The sequence below is a fragment of the Paenibacillus sp. JT31N17 genome (genome assembly GCF_056269255.1).
In genome coordinates, this window is record NZ_JBWDNP010000001.1 from 262094 (window position 1) to 279331 (window position 17238).

At 51.1% G+C, this 17238-nt stretch carries 16 protein-coding genes; 15 read left to right on the plus strand and 1 reads right to left on the minus strand.

Annotated features, from left to right (window positions below):
- Positions 1-46 precede the first annotated feature (46 nt).
- The 12 genes from AC0YOB_RS01190 to AC0YOB_RS01245 all read left to right on the plus strand — a co-directional run bounded on the left by AC0YOB_RS01190 (position 47) and on the right by AC0YOB_RS01245 (position 12164).
- Positions 47-1207: a mandelate racemase/muconate lactonizing enzyme family protein gene (locus AC0YOB_RS01190; RefSeq protein ID WP_475791183.1), complete on the plus strand. Its 1161-nt coding sequence runs from the start codon at positions 47-49 to the stop codon at positions 1205-1207.
- Between the two features lie 60 nt (positions 1208-1267).
- Positions 1268-2260 (plus strand): zinc-dependent alcohol dehydrogenase, encoded by a 993-nt coding sequence (locus AC0YOB_RS01195; protein ID WP_475791184.1) that lies wholly within the window; start codon positions 1268-1270, stop codon positions 2258-2260.
- Between the two features lie 97 nt (positions 2261-2357).
- Positions 2358-3128 (plus strand): SDR family NAD(P)-dependent oxidoreductase, encoded by a 771-nt coding sequence (locus tag AC0YOB_RS01200; protein WP_475791185.1) that lies wholly within the window; start codon positions 2358-2360, stop codon positions 3126-3128.
- A 30-nt stretch (positions 3129-3158) separates the two neighbouring features.
- A complete protein-coding gene (locus AC0YOB_RS01205) occupies positions 3159-4157 on the plus strand; it encodes a sugar phosphate isomerase/epimerase family protein (RefSeq protein WP_475791186.1) in 999 nt (332 codons plus the stop codon).
- Complete coding sequence (locus AC0YOB_RS01210) at positions 4157-4966, plus strand: SDR family NAD(P)-dependent oxidoreductase (RefSeq protein WP_475791187.1); 810 nt, start codon at positions 4157-4159, stop codon at positions 4964-4966. The genes AC0YOB_RS01205 and AC0YOB_RS01210 overlap by 1 nt, the downstream gene beginning before the upstream one ends.
- A gap of 61 nt (positions 4967-5027) precedes the next feature.
- Complete coding sequence (locus AC0YOB_RS01215) at positions 5028-6374, plus strand: ABC transporter substrate-binding protein (RefSeq protein ID WP_475791188.1); 1347 nt, start codon at positions 5028-5030, stop codon at positions 6372-6374.
- A 166-nt stretch (positions 6375-6540) separates the two neighbouring features.
- A complete protein-coding gene (locus AC0YOB_RS01220; RefSeq protein WP_475792275.1) occupies positions 6541-7428 on the plus strand; it encodes a carbohydrate ABC transporter permease in 888 nt (295 codons plus the stop codon).
- 2 nt (positions 7429-7430) lie between these two features.
- On the plus strand, positions 7431-8270 hold the full coding sequence (locus tag AC0YOB_RS01225) for a carbohydrate ABC transporter permease (protein WP_475791189.1): 840 nt from the start codon (positions 7431-7433) through the stop codon (positions 8268-8270).
- 67 nt (positions 8271-8337) lie between these two features.
- A complete protein-coding gene (locus AC0YOB_RS01230) occupies positions 8338-9102 on the plus strand; it encodes an SDR family NAD(P)-dependent oxidoreductase (protein ID WP_475792276.1) in 765 nt (254 codons plus the stop codon).
- A gap of 194 nt (positions 9103-9296) precedes the next feature.
- Positions 9297-10106 (plus strand): class I SAM-dependent methyltransferase, encoded by an 810-nt coding sequence (locus tag AC0YOB_RS01235; protein WP_475791190.1) that lies wholly within the window; start codon positions 9297-9299, stop codon positions 10104-10106.
- A 663-nt stretch (positions 10107-10769) separates the two neighbouring features.
- Positions 10770-11015, plus strand: coding sequence for a hypothetical protein (locus AC0YOB_RS01240; protein WP_475791191.1), 246 nt, complete (start codon positions 10770-10772; stop codon positions 11013-11015).
- A 159-nt stretch (positions 11016-11174) separates the two neighbouring features.
- On the plus strand, positions 11175-12164 hold the full coding sequence (locus AC0YOB_RS01245) for a phage baseplate protein (protein ID WP_475791192.1): 990 nt from the start codon (positions 11175-11177) through the stop codon (positions 12162-12164).
- Between the two features lie 17 nt (positions 12165-12181).
- On the opposite strand, the gene AC0YOB_RS01250 is transcribed toward AC0YOB_RS01245, so the two are convergent.
- Complete coding sequence (locus tag AC0YOB_RS01250) at positions 12182-13486, minus strand: ABC transporter substrate-binding protein (protein WP_475791193.1); 1305 nt, start codon at positions 13484-13486, stop codon at positions 12182-12184.
- Positions 13487-13930: 444 nt separating this feature from the next.
- Between AC0YOB_RS01250 and AC0YOB_RS01255 the strand changes: the two genes are divergently transcribed.
- The 3 genes from AC0YOB_RS01255 (at position 13931) to AC0YOB_RS01265 (ending at position 16999) form a co-directional block, all read left to right on the plus strand.
- The gene (locus AC0YOB_RS01255; RefSeq protein ID WP_475791194.1) at positions 13931-15052 is read left to right on the plus strand and encodes an ATP-binding protein; all 1122 of its coding nucleotides are present in this window, start codon (positions 13931-13933) and stop codon (positions 15050-15052) included.
- A 230-nt stretch (positions 15053-15282) separates the two neighbouring features.
- Positions 15283-15768 (plus strand): RNA polymerase sigma factor, encoded by a 486-nt coding sequence (locus tag AC0YOB_RS01260; protein ID WP_475791195.1) that lies wholly within the window; start codon positions 15283-15285, stop codon positions 15766-15768.
- A complete protein-coding gene (locus tag AC0YOB_RS01265) occupies positions 15761-16999 on the plus strand; it encodes a hypothetical protein (RefSeq protein ID WP_475791196.1) in 1239 nt (412 codons plus the stop codon). Before AC0YOB_RS01260 ends, AC0YOB_RS01265 begins: the two co-directional genes overlap by 8 nt.
- Positions 17000-17238 lie beyond the last annotated feature (239 nt).

The following is a 17238-nucleotide window of genomic DNA, read 5'->3' on the forward strand; positions in this document are numbered from 1 at the left end:
TTAGAAACATTGTTTCTAATATAGAAATGAAATGAGGTGACCATGAGTGATTATTTCCGATGTGGAAACGTTTATCGTGGGCAATCCCTGGAAAAACTGGCTTTTCGTCAAGCTGCATACGAAAGAGGGCGTGTACGGCATCGGCGAAGGAACGCTGAATGGCTTTGCGAAGACGGTCGAGGCGGCCATCCATGAACTGAAGCATCTGTTCATCGGCAGAAGCGCCTTCGATGTGGAGACAATCTCCTTGAGAATGCTGCGGGATGTTTATTCGAACGGAGGACAAATTCAAGGATCGGCTCTGGCTGCGGTTGAAACCGCTTGCTGGGACATCATCGGCAAGGCCTCCGGCCAGCCCCTCTACAAGCTGCTTGGCGGTCAATGCCACGATAAGCTGCGCTGTTATGCGAACGGTTGGTACCGAGGTCCGAGGACCCCGGACAACTTTTACGAGAAAGCCAAGGTCGTTGTTCAAAGGGGTTACACGGCGCTGAAATTCGATCCGTTCGGCAGCGCCTGGAGAACCGTGGAGAAAAAGGATTTCAATCTCGCCCTTGACATCATCGAAGCTGTTCGCGACGCAGTCGGCCCGGATACGGATATCCTGATCGAAGGCCATAACCGCTTCAGCGTCCATACAGCACTGCAGTTCGCCGAAGCCATGCGCTCTTTCAACCCGACCTGGTTCGAAGCGCCCGTGCCTCCGCAGAACATCTCCTCCATGGTGGAAGTGGCCAGGAGAAGCCCCGTGCCGATCGCCTGCGGAGAGGATTACTACTGCAGAGAGCAGTTCGCAGAACTGCTCAAGCACGACGCCGTGCATATCATTCAGCTAGAACCGCAGTTTCTCGGGATCTCGGCATCCAAGCAAATTTGCGGTATGGTTCACGCCCATAACGGCGTTATTGCGCCGCACAGCGCGCAAGGTCCGCTCTGCTCCGTCGTATGCGCGCATTTGAATATGGCGACGCCGAACTTCTATCTTCATGAAATTTTTGACGAGTTTAACGAGCCCTGGGAGGAATTCGTCCTTGAGCCGGCTTGCAAGGTTGAACGAGGTTATATCAAACCTCCGGAGCTGCCAGGTCTCGGCGTTGATTTAAATCTGGAAGAGATCGCGAAGCATCCGTACCATCCCGGTCATTATCTCCCGCTATTCAAGCAGGGCTGGGAGAAGAGAGCGCTGGTGGATGAAAGAAGCCAATGAAGATAATAAGCAATGCTTACGAAGCAGCGTTTTCTTTGAAAACGCTTTAGGAGGTACGGGATGAAAGCACTGATATATGAGGGGCCGAAGCAGATGACTGTCCGCCAAGCGGCGGTTCCCGAACCGCGTGAAGACGAGGTGCTTATACGGGTCGTGCGCGCAGGTATCTGCGGATCCGAATTGAGCGGCTATTTGGGACATAATTCCTTGCGCAAGCCCCCTCTTATTATGGGTCATGAATTCTCCGGGACAGTTGAGCGAATTGGCAGCGGCGTAAGTCTTGTCGATGTAGGCGACCGGATTACCGCCAATCCGCTTGTCACATGCGGCAGGTGCATCGCATGCACGGCGGGCGCGGCGCAGTTATGCACGGAGCGAAAGCTGCTCGGCGCTCACCTTCCGGGCGCGTTTGCCGAGTTCGTCGTCGTGCCGGAGCGAAATGTCCATTTGCTGGAGCCTCATGTATCGTTTGATGAAGGCGCCTACACCGAGCCGTTTGCGTGCGCGGTTCATATTTGCAATCTGATTAAGCTGTATCCGAGCGACAGGCTGCTGATCATGGGCGCAGGTCCGATCGGGCTTCTTGCGCTGCAAGCCGCCCGAATCTTCGGCTTGCAGGATATTACGGTCATTGACCTCAATGAAGAGCGCCTGGAGATCGCGAGGGAGCTTGGCGCCTTAACAGCGACCCGAATAGATGCCAGAAGGGGGATCAACGACTTTGATGCTGCGGTAGATGCGGTCGGTCTGCAGATTACCCGGAACGGATGCATAAGCGCGGTTAAACCCGGCGGCAGTGTAGTCTTTACAGGCTTGCACGAGGATAAAAGCCAGCTGCCGGTAAATGAGATGATCCGTGACGAAATCAGGACTTACGGCGCTTTCGCCTATAATCAGGCCGATTTTAAAGATGCGCTGCAGTGGATCGCCCAGGGAAAAGTACGGCTGAGCCCATGGACCAGCCTGGCGCCGCTTGAGGAAGGAGGCGTTTGCTTCGACAAGCTGATTTACGGCCCGGGCAAAACGGCCAAAATTTTGCTGGCACCCGGCTGATGTTAACGGGTGGATAAGGGAAGGTCGAAGCGAGGTCCATAATGACTGTACACGCCCGCATAAACCGGGAATCTGCTATGTAATGGAGGAATATAAATTGGGTTATTCAGATCTATTCAATTTGGACCGCAGGGTTGCGCTGATCACCGGAGGAACTGGCGGATTGGGCCTGGTGATGGCGCAGGCGCTCTCTGAAGCAGGGGCGGCCGTCGTCATGACGAGCCGCACGGAGGAGAAAGCGGTAGAAGCGGCGGCGAATCTGGCACAGGCAACAGGCAAAGAGACACTCGGACTTGCGGCCGATGTAACGAATGCAGAAGATGTCGAAGCGATGGTGCGATCTGCAACGGATGCCTTCGGGCGGATCGACATTCTGATTAACAATGCGGGAATTAATATTCGAAAGCCGATCGAGGAGTATGACGAGGCAAGCTGGGATTTGGTGCAAAGCACGAATCTGAAGGCGCCGTTCTTGTGCTCCCGGGCGGTGGCCAGACAAATGAAAGAACAGAAATACGGCAGAATCATCAATATTGCATCCATGCTGGGCATCGTAGGACTGGCGGAACGAAGCGCTTATTGTTCAAGCAAAGGCGGCGTTATTCAGTTGACGAAGGTACTGGCGCTCGAACTCGCGGTCCATAACGTGACGGTTAACGCGTTATGCCCGGGTCCGATTGCGACGGTGCTCAATACCGCAGTCATAAACAATCCGGAAGCGAACCGCATGTTTTTGGACAATATTGCGATGGGCCGTTGGGGCAAGCCTTCGGAAATCGCGGGCCCGATCCTTTTCCTGGCCTCCGAAGCCTCAAGCTTTATGACCGGATCGGCGCTTACTGTGGACGGAGGCTGGACGGCAAAATAGTTCTTCAATAAAGAAGAAGAGGTGAACAGCATGCGAGTTGGTTTGTCTATGTTCGGCACCACTTATGCAATGGGGCTGCACCCCCGTTCCGGAAGGTCGCCCCTAACGCCAGGCCAATTATTGGATCAGGCGGAGAACTGCGGATTGCGGGGCGTGGAGCTGCCGCCGAACCTTCTGGAAGGAGCCGATCTATCCGCAATTGCAAAGAGGGCGCGCAGGAGTGATATGTATATCACGATCGCATCCGGCGGCTATGATCCGAGCAAGCTTTCGGAAATATTCGATTTATCGGTTAAGCTTGGTGCGGCAACGGTGAGAACCGTAGTCGGCGGAGCAAAAATCGGCGGCGACAGAAGGGAAATGGCCGGCAAATGGAAGCCGTTTCTCCAGAACGTACTGAGTGGGCTTGAAGCGGCAACGCGAATGGCCGAGGAGAAAGGGGTCGTGCTTGCCGTCGAGAACCATCAAGACCTTGCCTCCGAAGAATTGATCTGGCTGTGCGAAAGAATCGCTTCACCCCATTTCGGTATTACGCTCGACACCGGCAATCCGCTGGCTACGGCCGAAGTGCCGGTTGATTTTGCCGAGAAGATCCTGCCTTATATCAAGCATGTGCACTTGAAGGACTACAGGTGCTTCCTCAGCAGCGAAGGATACAGGCTCGTTCGGTGCCCGATCGGGCAGGGCGTGCTGGATTTCCCGGCGCTCCTGAATGTGTTCCGGAAATCATCGATGACCGATCTTACCATGTCTATCGAGATCGGCGCTCTTGAAGCGCGGCATATACGCGTGCTCGCCGACGATTATTGGCCGGAATATCCGCCCCGCTCGGCACATCAGCTGGCCAGGACGATCCGGTATGTTCAAGCAAATGCGGAGACGTCGCCTGACGAATGGCGGACACCATACGAGCAAGGCGAGCCGGCGGAAGCGATTGCCGCTTACGAGAATGCGGAGCTGCAGGCAAGTCTGGATTATATGCATCAGCTTATTCGGGACCAGAATATTTCGAAGAAGGGGGCTTCTTAATGAATATCAATTTGAGCGGCCAAGTGGCCGTCATAACCGGTGCGGGAAGAGGGATCGGGAAGGAAATAGCACGTACCCTCGCCAATGAGGGCGTCATCACCATTTTACTGGATATGAACAGGTCTCTGGTGGAGGACGCTGCACAGGAGCTCGCCGATCACGGATTCCAGGCCTACCCGTACGAGTGCGATGTACGGGATTATGGCCGCATTGAAGAAGTGATCGAGGATGTGATAAAGCAGCGTGGGCGTATCGACATTCTCGTCAACAATGCGGGAGTTGCAAGCGGGGGACCCATAGATGCACTGAAAATCGAAACCTGGGATCTCAATATGGACATTAACTTGAAAGGGACCTTCCTGATGTGCAAAGCGGTCGCTCCGGTCATGAAGCGGCAGCGATCGGGGAGGATCATCAACGCGGCTTCGTTCGCGGCCATCGTCCCTTCCTTTGGAAGCGCCGCCTACGCCGCTTCCAAATCGGCCGTCCATCAGTTCACGCGCGTGCTGGCAGGGGAGTTGGGTCCCTGGAACATCACGGCGAACTGTTACTCCCCCGGGATGATTCCGACCGATATGAACCATTTTGCCGATTTGCCGCAGGACCGCAAGGATCGTCTTCTGGATACATTAACTCTGCGGTACTGGGGGAAAAAGGAGGATGTCGCTTATTTGATTTGCTTCCTCGCATCCGACTACGCAGGTTACATTACCGGAACGATGATTGATATCAGCGGAGGCAAGCTTGCGACCCAGATCCCGAGAACGGCCTATGAGTTTGCCGCCAAGGATGGCAGCTACGAGTTTTGAGGAAGGCAGGTACATGTTGCAGGAATAGGGCACTTCATTACCTGGAGGAGGTTTTGTGAAGATGATCGGACTATACGTACAGCGCGCATTGACGATTTCGCTCATGTTCAGTCTGGTTTTCCTGGCGGCATGCGGCGGCGGAAATACCGGCTCCGGCACGGAAGAGAATGACAGCGGAAAGGCGAACGAAGAGGGCAGTGGTGAGCAGTCGGAAGCAAAGCCCGTCACACTGCGGATCATGTGGGGCGGGTCGCAGGAGCGGCATGACAATACGTTAAAGGTGCTCGAGCTCTATTCGCAGAAATTTCCGAATGTGAAGTTTCAACCCGAATATGCTGCCGTCCAAGGTTATTTCGATAAATTGGTAACGCTTTCAGCCGCCAAGAACCTGCCCGACATCGTCCATATGGACATGGCGATCATGGAGCAATACGTCAAACGCGGGCAGTTGATGGATGTCTCGAGTGTCGACCTGTCCGGTCTTGTGGACAGCAAGCTGCTGGATGCGATTAAATTCAACGGAAAGCTGTACGGCATTCCGACCAGCTTGAATGGCGGCGGATACATTTATAATAAAGCCGATGTCGAGAAGTTCGGCCTGACGCCGCCGCATAAGAATTGGACTTGGGATGAATATTTCGAGTTTGCGGAGGAGGCGCGGCAGAAGCTTCCGAAAGACCGGTACGGTATTCAGGATCTCTCCCGGCTGTGGTTCCCCTTCCAGACCTACCAGATGGCAAACGGCAAAGGCCCCGTCTTCCCGGGTGACGGCACGGTGCACATTGACAAGGACCTGTGGATGAGCCTGCAGCAGCTGTACGCGAAATACCGCGAAGAAGGAGTCGTTCCGCCGCCCGACAAGACGATCAGCTTCAAAGAAGGCGACCCGCAGCTGGATCCGGTCGCTTCCGGAGCCGTGCTTGTAACAGGGGCTACCGTTGCTTCGGCGGGCGTCGTGGAGAATTTGATGCCCGGGAAGATTGCTGTTGTAAATGATCCCACTGCGGCGCAAGGCGGCGGTTGGTCGCAGCCGACGCTGTTCTGGAGCGTAGCCGAGAATTCCAAAAACAAAGACGAGGCCCTCAAGTTCGCCAAGTGGTTCCTGGAGGATCCGGAGGCGGGCAAAATCATGGAGACGGCACGGGGCATTCCCTTGAACGAGGAAGTTTGGAAAGCGATCGAGCCCGGTCTCGAGCCGGGACAGAAGCTTGGCAAAGAGATGCTGGACGTAGGGCGTGAGATGGGCCAGAAGTTTTATCCGCTCCCGGCCGGCGCGCAGGACTTTGAGAAAGTATATCTATCGGAAATGGAAGCCGTCATGTTCAATAAGCAGACGATTGAGAAGGCTTTCGATAGAATCATGGCCGCCGCGAAGGATGCCGAGGGTAAGATGGCCGAAGTGAATTAAGCAGACAAAAAGCCTACAGAAGGATCAAATCGGGCCGGACCGGGAGTTTGCAAATCTTGGTCCCCATCCCGAATCTTATCGAGAGCAGGTGATACGCAAATTGAACTCGACAAGGGCAAAAAAGCTGGCTGCAGGTCGCTCGCATGCTTTTTTCAAACGGAAGCGGATATCGGACGAAAACAATTTGGCCGGCTTCCTGTACATCTCGCCTTGGCTTGTCGGCTTTCTGCTTCTGACTTTATGGCCGATTGTGCAATCCTTCTATCTATCCTTCACGGACTATCCGCTGCTTCGTGACCCGGAGTGGGTCGGTACGGAAAATTACGGCCGTATATTTGGCGAGGATCCGATCTTTATGAAGTCGCTGGGCGTCACATTTGCATACGTTCTGTTCTCCGTTCCACTGAAATTGTTCTTCTCTCTCATGGTGGCGATTTTGCTTAACCGGGAAATTCGAGGCATCTCATTCTATCGGACCATGGTATACATTCCTTCGCTAATCGGCGGAAGTGTCGCGGTGGCGGTGCTGTGGAAGAACATGTTCGGCATGGACGGTTACGTCAATCATATGCTGGGATGGTTCGGGATCACGGGAGTCGGCTGGGTCTCCAATCCGAATACCGCGCTGGGCACGCTTATTCTGCTTGCGACTTGGCAGTTTGGCTCCACCATGATCATTTTCCTGGCCGGCCTAAAACAAATACCGCGGGATTTATATGAATCCTCGGGCGTGGACGGCGCATCGAAGCTTCGCCAGTTTTTCCATATTACACTGCCAATGCTATCGCCGGTTATGTTCTTCAATCTCGTGCTCGGCATCATCGGCTCGTTCCAAATGTTCAACTCGGCGTTCATCATTACGGGCGGCGGACCGGCCAACTCGACCTATACGTATGCGCTCATGCTCTACGACAAAGCATTCAAAAACTTTGAAATGGGTTACGCATCGGCATTGGCCTGGCTCTTGCTGTTTCTGATCGCTCTCTTGACAGCCGTCAATTTCTACGCCTCGAAATACTGGGTATTCTATGAATCGGAAGGAGGCAGGAAGTAAAAATGACCTTCGCTATCCGACGCGGCTCGCTCCGGTACCATATCATACTGCTGGCGTTTTCCTTCCTGATGATGTATCCGGTATTCTGGTGGGTTGGCGCGTCGCTAAAAAGCAATGCCGAGATGCCGCTTCCCGCCATCTGGCCTTCCAGGCCGATGTGGGAAAATTTCTATAACGGCTGGACATCATTCCCGTCCTTCACATTTACGAGATTCTTTGGCAATACGCTTTGGCTTGAATTCTGGTGCGTGCTGGGAGCCGCGATCACAACGCCGCTTGTAGCCTACGGGTTCGCGCGGATCAATTTCAAGCTCAAGGGCTTGATGTTCGGCCTGCTGATGATGACTCTCATGCTGCCCGGACAAGTGACCATCGTCCCGCAGTATATTATGTACAACAAACTGGAAATGGTAGACTCGTTCCTTCCGCTTATTTTGCCCCACTTTTTCGGCGGCGGCGCGTTTTTCGTTTTTTTGATGGTGCAGTTTATCCGCGGAATACCGCGCGAGCTGGATGAATCCGCAAAAATCGACGGCTGCTCGTCCTTGGGCATTTTCCTGAGAATCATACTGCCGCTTGTCAAACCGGCGCTGGTAACCGTTATCGTGTATACGTTTCTATGGAGCTGGGACGATTTCTTCGGGCAGCTGCTGTATTTGAGCTCAGCGGAGCATTATACGGTCAGCGTGGCGCTGCGGGTTTTTATCGATTCCGAGTATAAAGTTGAGTGGGGTCAGCTGCTTGCCGTCTCGCTCGTATCCGTCATCCCGTCCATTCTCGTGTTTTTCGTTGCTCAGAAACATTTTGTGGAGGGCATTTCGACAACTGGCATAAAAGGTTAATGGTGAGACATAGGTATTGGTTGGACTGACAAGCGGGATCGAAAAGGGGGAATGCGCTATTCGCCAAATGGATTGGAATTTTGAGGGAAAAACGGTGGTTGTAACAGGTGGCTCGAAGGGAATCGGACGCGCGATCGCGAAACAGTTCGTCCGGTTCGGTGCACGGATAGTAATCGCCGACGTCGTTGAAAACGGAGAAGCGGATGCTGCTCAGTGGGCGCAAGCAGGCTGCGCAGTCCGGTTTATTCAATGCGACGTATCCGTTCCGGAGCAGGCGGAGAGCGTTATCCGCAAAGCTGAGCTGGAATTCGGCGGCGTGGACGTACTGGTAAACAATGCGGGAATTTTCCCCCGGGCAGACCTGCTTGGCACCGATGAAGCATTCTGGGATAAGGTGCTCGGCATCAACCTGAAGGGGGCATACCTGATGAGCCAGGCGGCAGTGCCCGGAATGATACAGCGCGGCGGCGGCTGCGTGGTCAATATCGGGTCCCTCCACGCCAGTATGGGCGAAGAATCGACGATGGCTTATGCCGTCTCCAAAGGCGGCATCATCACCTTGACACGCAATTTGGCCCGGGCACTGGCCAAACATCGTATCCGCGTCAATTGCGTCAACCCCGGCTGGGTAATGTCCGATGGGGAACTTGAGCGCTTGAAAGCCTTGGGCATGGATCAAGAAGAGATCGACAAGCGCGGTGACCGAATGCCGCTTGGAAGGATGCAGACCGGAGAGGATATTGCCGGCGCAGTCGTTTTCATGGCTGGGGATTTGGCAGGTCAGATAACGGGCCAAATCCTGACCGTGGACGGGGGAGCCAGCCTTCGGTAGGAAGCGTAAGCATGTGATTTTGCACATCCGTGTTAATTAGCTGCGGACACGATAATGGAGGAGCTTGCCCGGGGCAGCTCCTCTTTTCAGTCTATTTGATGTACTCGCAGCATGGCTGAGTATAAAAAATCTCTGCATATGATATGATTTGGATGATAAAATCCATTTTATATTGATCTTAGGAGGTGTCGGTATTGAAAGATGATGTCTATTTATATAATCACGCCCGCTGGGAAGCGCTGGCTGAAGCCAATGCCTTATTCACGCGACCAAAGCTAGATCTTGATAAAAAGACAGCCCGTGATTATTTGGGATTGGATAGGCTGGGAGTTAAGGGGGATTTATCCGGAAAGACGGTTCTTTGTCTGGCAAGTGGTGGAGGACAACAGTCAGCTGCATTTGCTTTGCTCGGCGCTTTGGTCTCGGTCCTTGACATTTCCCCGTCCCAATTGGAACGTGATAGAGCTGCAGCTGAACATTATGGCGTTAGTATTCGTTTATATCAAGGCGACATGCGGGATTTATCCTGTTTCGACGCTGCTTCCTTTGATATAGTCTGGCATCCGTATTCCCTTACGTTTGTTCCGGATTCACGTGTTGTATTTCATGAAGTATCCCGTGTTCTCAAAGCGGGCGGGCTTTATCATCTGATGTGCGCTAATCCTTTCTTCTCAGGATTAACCCACAAGGATTGGAATGGGGACGGTTACACATTAAAACATCCATACGAAGATGAAGCAGTGACTTCTTATCCGGATCAAGAGTGGGTGTATGACCAATCCAAGTCTCCCGTTAAAATCCAAGAACCGAGAGAATACAGGCAAACATTAAGCAGAATGATGAATGGATTAATTAAAGAAGGGTTTCTTCTTGCTTACTTCTCCGAGATTAAAAGCAACGATCCTGAGTCATTGCCTGGCAGTTGGGGGCATTTTGCAGATATAGCACCGCCCTGGATTGAGTTTATATGGTATAATTATCCAAATATTTTAAAGCAGATATAAAAAATCGAGCAGCTGATTTATATCTGAAAATGGAAGGAGTACTATAATAGTCCGTGTATATACTTCCCAGCCTTTTAGTAACTTTGCCGCTAGCAGTCCTGGTTATATTCCTGGCAAATTGGTTTGCACATTGGTTTAAACCTTTGAATATTGTATTATTTGGTATTCAACTTAGTATTATAGGGATATTCATGCTGGTTTTGTGGTTTGCATTAAACGACAACCGTACAGAGCATCAATATAATGTGTTGGTATATCTGGCATCAGTGTTTTCAGTTGTGGGACTGTTATTAAGTTGTTCATTTGCTTTTCGAAGGCATTAAGTTTACAAAAACCCCGCATTGGCTTCCCGGCCAGGCGGTTTTTTGTTGTTTCTGAACGAAAAAAAGCCAATCGATAATTAGAATTTCGATTGCGCAGTAGGCAGCAATGGTGCAACTTATAAGAGTTTGAAAGCGTCTCTAATAGTAGTAATATTAAACCAATAATGGAAGAAGGTACGAATATGAACCGAAAAAAATGGCCTATTCTTCTGTTAATTTCAGCATTTTCTTTTATACTATTAGTTATTTTAGTTTCAATTGGCTTCAGGACAATATTCTTTACCAATTTCAGAGCTTCTCAGTAACCGTACATAATAAATCAGACTATGAGATTGTTTCAGTGGAGACTGGAATAATAAAAGGGACCTCGAAAGATATTCATACAAAGAAAATAAAGAGCGGGGAAACCATGAAAATAAAGCCTGAACTTACCTTAAGTGGTGAAGGGGCAATTTATATAACATATATCGACTCAAGAGGAGTTACCGGTAAGGAAACGGTGTGCGGCTATACGGAATATCTGGCGGGAAATTCGAAAGTGACAATTAGTAATGATAAGGTAAATATTATAGGAAAGTGCGCATAACTATTTTCATATACAGAATATTAACATTTTTTGGTTCTAATTGACCATTCTAAGATTAATCCTAATACTGGATAATCTAGTTGTATTTATAAACCGGTTATAGACTCAGTTTTCCGGAGCCTTACAACGATTTTAGTCCAATACAATGGAGGTATCATTATGTTTCAAGTTCAAGCGCTCAGTCTTATCAAAAGCCAACTAAGAATTCTCGCATCTGTTTTTCTCGCCGTTCTTATTTTTGGAATGTCTGTTTTGCCCGTATTTGCGGCATCTCCTGAGAAAACAGTAAACGCTTCGGCAACACTCGCATTCAATCTCAAGGGACTTAATCACAACCTGGCCGTTCAGAAAGCTTATATCGCTTCAACGTATCTGTACGTTACCCAGCGGTCTGGGGGGACAGTCTATCTTTCCAGATTGCTCATGAACGGAAGTGATGCTAATTACGTGGATGAAATGACCATTACCAATTCCGGTCATGGCCAAACGCTTGATATGTACACATACAATGGTATAAATTACTTTTATTTCAGCTCAAAAGCGGATCCCTCAACAACGTATAACTGGTCGCTTCAGGTAGCAAGACTTCAATACTCGGCTGGCGCGACTTATGATTATACGGATCTTCATCGGTTAACCTATATGAATTACGCCGATAAGACCGGCTCAAGATTAGGTGAGACATACCGTGTTGATGGCGGCGGCAACAGTACCTATACGATTTTACGCATACAAACTGCAGAAGGAACTGTTACCTGGTCCATTTACGATACGGCAGCATTAAACCGCCTTCTTGACAGCAATGAGCAGGTGCGGATGGACAGTGCTGCGGCGGTCAGCGCCTGCTTTACAAGCTTTACCCAGTCAGGCAGTGCAATAGTCAGACCGAACGGATCTTTCCAGGGTCTTGATATGCTCGTTAATACGGAAATCTATACATCAGGCGGAGCGGAAGGCGATACTCCCCAGATTGCAATGATGTCAAACACAGGAGCGTACAAAACCCTTGTGAATATTACAAATGTGGGAACCCATGAAATCGAGGGAGTACAGACAAAAGACGGCAACGTTTATTTTAATATCGTTACAGATCCCGTAAATAAAAAAAATACGCAGAAAATTTATTACGTTCCTGATAGCATTTTTTAAATAGCGCCAATATCATTCTACTCATTAAGGAAGAGAGTAACTTTGTTCTGAATCAGCTTGGCAACATCCTGCGCCGTTTTTTGGCCGGTGAAGAATGCTTCGGATTCCTGAATAATCGTATCTTCAATTTGTGAGGATTTGGGCGCGGCGGAATGAAACTCTCCGTTTACGATGGCGTCCAATTGATCGAGCGCAGCGGCATCAACCGCAAACGGCTTTCCTTGAAGCGGTCCTTCCTTATCGGGCTGCACCGTCCCTGCGTCCTTCAGCTGCTGGATTTGTTTTTTGAAGACGTTTTTGTTGAAGGAGAATCCAGCAGACTGCAGGTTGGTACGGGTCTGTCCTTCTTCCGAGATCAGGAATTTGATGAATTCCCAGGCTTCCGGCTTCACTGAAGAGCCGGCGTTCATTCCTATACTTCTGTAGGGAGTGAAATAACCTCCATTTCCTGCGTCTTGCGTATGTGGTGTGACGTACAGCCTGGCGCCTTCTCCGAATTCCCTCAGAGAAACGAGGTAGTCGCTGGGAGAATTGAATTGGGACTGGTTAAAATAAGAGAAAGACCCATTCGCTCCCAAAACGCCCGGGCCTATGACTCCGTCGTCGAAGAGTGTTTTGACCTGCTGCATCAGACCGGTAAAGGACTCCGAGTCGAAATTTGCCTGCCGCTTCGTCCGGTCCACAAACCGGGAATAATTATCGTTCACCATCTGAAGCAGCATATAATTCGGAGTGCCGCCAAACCCGATCTTGTTCTTGTCACTGCCCTTTTCCTTGATTTGCTTCGCGGACTCGGCAAATTGGCTCCATGTCCAGTTCTTATCGTCAACCTTAATTCCGCTTTGGCTGATGGCGTCTGAATCGCCGACCAGCGCATGCAGCTGGAAAGAAAGCGGCATTCCGTACAGACCTCCATCCAGCTTCAGCTTATCGAGAATATTGGTGAAATAGTTTTCCTCTGGAAAGCCCGAATCCTCCTGCATCATAAGGCTCAGATCGGCAAGCAGCTTATGATCCACATACTTATCAATCGGCAAATCATCCATCATGATCAGATCGGGACCTTTGCCTGCCAGCATAGATGTGTTCGAGGTCTCCACGAATTTTTCAAGATCGGCTGTAAAATGCTCATTATCCGTCTTCACATATTGGAGATCGATATCAATATCGGGATGCAGCGCCTCATATTTCTTTACGGCTCCCTGAAGATTGGCATCCTCCCAGAACGTCGAGAAGACGATTGTGGCTTTTCCCTCTGCCGGAGGAGACTGCGGATCTGTTCCTGTTCCCGTCTGGTTTGGCGGGCTGGACGGGTCTCCCATGTTTCCCGTCTCCTGCTTGGAGGGAGATGCTGCGCTGCCTGAACTGTTATTGCTGCAGGCGGCTAGAAATACAAAAAGGATACTAAGAAATAACGCAAGGGCTGTTTTTTTCATTGTGGACACCTGTCTTCCTATTTGTGGATTCAGAGTTCTGCCTCATTTAACCGTATAGGAAGCTTGTGACCAAAACGTAATAAAGTTGTAAACAAAATATAAACGTTTGTATCTGCTCGAATTAACCTCAATCAGATTGAGAGCGAGCGATACCTGGCTTAACGAAAGTCATTTGACGAAGGGGCTGCTGCGGCAGCTCCTTTTGTTTTTTATGCCCATTGGCATTTACAACGAAGGATATATTTGCTATTATATATGTAATAACGTAATTACGTAATTACGTTAAATTAAGTGATCGCGGCATTATTGAATAAAAGGAGTGAGGATACAATGGATCGGGATTACGGAGTTGAACTGGATGCCTTGAAAGCACAGATGTCAGAGCTCGAGCGGCTTGTTCGGCAAATGGGAGGAACAGAGCGGAAACCGGCGGCTGAAGGAGGGAGCGAACCGCTGTCAACGGAAGCGTTTCTGCAGGATGGTAACATGGAACATGGCGCGATTTACTTCTCGGGTTATTATCGAAGCGGGCAGCAAACCGTAAGATGCGGGCCGCAGGAACGAAAATCTGACGATTTGCTCGGACTTGATAGAGGCAAGGCGGCGAAAGTAATTTCCGCACTCGGACATAAACAGCGTCTGGATTTGCTTCTTGAGGTTTGGGATGAGCCACGTACTGGAACGGAGCTTGTAGAGCGGCTGAATATGGGGACAACCGGACAGCTGTATCACCATTTGAAGGCATTGTCTGGCGCGGATTTATTGACTCAGGAAGAACGCGGAGGACGCTATACCATTCCGGCTCACCGCCGTTTTCCGATTCTTCTTTTGCTGTCAGCGGTTTCGGATTTGATCGATACCAGCGATTTTATCGATATGACCGAAGCCCGTAATGAAGCGCATGCCTATTTGGGCGCTCCAACGCAGTCAGGATATGATATACATCATCTGCTTTGGCCTGTTCTCGACAATTCGATCGATGAGCATCGGGCCGGATATTGCAGCGAACTGGGTATCTATCTGCATGACGACGGAAGCATAACGGTAACGGATAACGGACGGGGGATTCCGATTCGATTGCTGCCACAAACCGGCAAGCCTGTGGTGCAGACCGTTTTGACCGAAATCGAACAGATCAACGCTTCCAAAGAAGGCACATCGTTTTTCGCTCCAGGTGCGGAGAAAGAAATCGGGATGGCGTTCATTAATGCGCTATCTCGCGTATTGAACGTGGAAATTCGCAGAGAGGGCGGAATTTATCGGCAAGAGTATCGGCACGGGATACCCCAAACCGGATTAATGATGGTCGGTGAGACGAATGAAACGGGCACGAGCATTACCTTTAAGCCCGAACGGGATCTGTTTTCGGGCGGTTTTGACAAAACAGTTATAGAAGCACGAGTCAATGAGCTCAGAGAAGACAATCCAGAGCTGCGATTCAGCATTCAATAGACGGTCCAGGGGTCAACCGTTTCGATGGTTGGCTCTTTGGCGTGCTTTTCAAATATGCCATTACCCATATACAATCTACTGGAACTGCTGCTCCCTGCCAGTCTCAAATTCAAGGGTTGTGCTTCCAGAAAAAAAAGTTCGCGCATTGCCCAACACTTTTCCCCGCCCGAACGTTATACATGCGAAGGACGGATGGAGCTGAAATGGACGGATATTGAAAGGGGGCTGCCGTGATCATCGAACAACTGTATACCGTGCATTATGCCGAATTGAACCGCTTTGCCCGATCCATCGCCGGCAACGACAAGGAAGCGGAAGATCTGCTGCAGGAGACGTTCGTCCGGGCGCTGGCCCATTCCGTAACCCTCGAACGGCTGGCGGCATACGAGCGCAGGGCTTGGCTCTATAAGGTGATGAGGAACCTGCTTTACGACCGGCGCCGGAGAACGAAATTCGAGACCGCGCTGCCCGAAGGGTACGACCCCTGGACCGATTTCGATTTCCTGGCTGGTCTGGAAACGGAAGAGCTGCTGCAGTACCTTCCTTCCCAGCTTCGCGAAATCATCCGACAGCGTTATATTCTGGGCATGACCGGCAAGCAGATCGCCGATCGGTCCGGCGTCCCCCACGCCACCGTCCGCTATCGTATTCATACCGCCTTACGCTTATTGCGAAATAAGCTGAACCAAGAACAGGAGGATTCCCGCCATGAATAAAGTAATCCAAAATGTTAATGTGCTGGACATCACGACGGCAGCCGAACAAACGATGGATGACGTAAGCATGATCAGGAACGTGAATTTACTGCTGTACAGCACAGCGACCGTCGGCTTGCTGGCTAACGTCGCTCAGAATAACATCAACGTACGGGTCGAGATACCGGAAGGCGTCAAGCTGCATATGGTGAACGACCGGTACGAGGTCGGAGCCGCCGCGGAGGGAGACAGCCCGCAATATCTTCTGGTCAACGGGACCATCGTTATTCGGCCGGATGCCGATGCCGAATCGTTGGAGCGCGTCATTGCCGGAATCATCGTGAATGGCACGATTTTTTGCCCCGAGGGCGTGCTCAGCGTCGTTCAACGGAAGATCATACAGCACAACGGCCGTCTCGCTTCATACATGGATAACGCGCTTCTGATTAACGACCCCGTCCATATCGATGACCTGTTCCTGCGCAAGCTGCCTTCCGGCTCCAGGGTCTCCTTCAGCGGAAAAGCTGTTCTGCTGGATGACGTAGACACTGCCCTGCTGGATGAAAAGCTGCGCAATGCGGAGTTCACGGGCGAGCTTGTTATCCGCGAGGACCTGCTGGCCGCGCTGTCCGGCAGGCTGGTCAATCCGCATAAGGCGAAGATCGTTACTGTTCCTGCAGATACGTACTATATCGACCGCGACCTGACGCTGGATGCGGGCGTGCTGCAGAGACTGCCGCATAGAAGCATCCATGCGGCCAGTATGCTCCGGTTCGAGCGCGACGTAACGCCGGAGCGGCTTGCCGCGTCAGTCGACCGTCTGCACACTGACAGAACGATCCTGTGCCCCGTGGAACTGAAAGACGGCGTGCTGGCCGTAACGACCGATCCCGCCGTGGAGGTGCTGAGCTACGTCGGCAAGCTGCGCGTCGTTGAAGGCGAATACCGCTTGACACCGAGCGAGCTGAAATATACGCCGGAACCACTCTCTTTCATCGTACACGGGGTGCTTGATGTTGCGCCGGAGATTGATCCGCAGCTGCTGTTCGATTCGCTCGGATCGATCGTAAATTATGGCGTCATCAGCGTCGAGGGCGAACAGTATGGCATAGTCCAAACGAAGCTGATCAAGAATGAAGGCGTCATCGACGTTCGGCCCGCCGAAAAGGATCATGACGAACCAGCCGGGGCTGCAGCTGCGGCTGCGGATGATACGGTCTACATCAGCAATGTTAATTATCTGAAGCTGTAACAGGCGTATTCTGGCGATACCGCTCCAATTCAGAGCGTATTTGTGCAAGCCTGGCGGCTTATATTTAGAATCCAATTATGACCTGAATAAGAGTTGAATGCTTAGACCTGGGAGCAAACAGCCGGGATGGGAAATTCCCGTTCCCGGTTAAACGCCTCCAAATAACGGCGGTAGTCCGGACTTTATTTCGTCCAGGGCTGCCGTTTTTTCATTCTAATAACGGCGCGGAATCCGCATCC

Coding starts and splice junctions, on each gene's coding strand:
- AC0YOB_RS01230 (WP_475792276.1), top strand. CDS start 8,338: ATGGATTGGAATTTTGAGGGAAAAACGGTGGTTGTAACAGGTGGCTCG.
- AC0YOB_RS01255 (WP_475791194.1), top strand. CDS start 13,931: ATGGATCGGGATTACGGAGTTGAACTGGATGCCTTGAAAGCACAGATG.
- AC0YOB_RS01195 (WP_475791184.1), top strand. CDS start 1,268: ATGAAAGCACTGATATATGAGGGGCCGAAGCAGATGACTGTCCGCCAA.
- AC0YOB_RS01225 (WP_475791189.1), top strand. CDS start 7,431: ATGACCTTCGCTATCCGACGCGGCTCGCTCCGGTACCATATCATACTG.
- AC0YOB_RS01265 (WP_475791196.1), top strand. CDS start 15,761: ATGAATAAAGTAATCCAAAATGTTAATGTGCTGGACATCACGACGGCA.
- AC0YOB_RS01250 (WP_475791193.1), bottom strand. CDS start 13,486: ATGGGAGACCCGTCCAGCCCGCCAAACCAGACGGGAACAGGAACAGAT.
- AC0YOB_RS01205 (WP_475791186.1), top strand. CDS start 3,159: ATGCGAGTTGGTTTGTCTATGTTCGGCACCACTTATGCAATGGGGCTG.
- AC0YOB_RS01210 (WP_475791187.1), top strand. CDS start 4,157: ATGAATATCAATTTGAGCGGCCAAGTGGCCGTCATAACCGGTGCGGGA.
- AC0YOB_RS01215 (WP_475791188.1), top strand. CDS start 5,028: ATGATCGGACTATACGTACAGCGCGCATTGACGATTTCGCTCATGTTC.
- AC0YOB_RS01245 (WP_475791192.1), top strand. CDS start 11,175: ATGTTTCAAGTTCAAGCGCTCAGTCTTATCAAAAGCCAACTAAGAATT.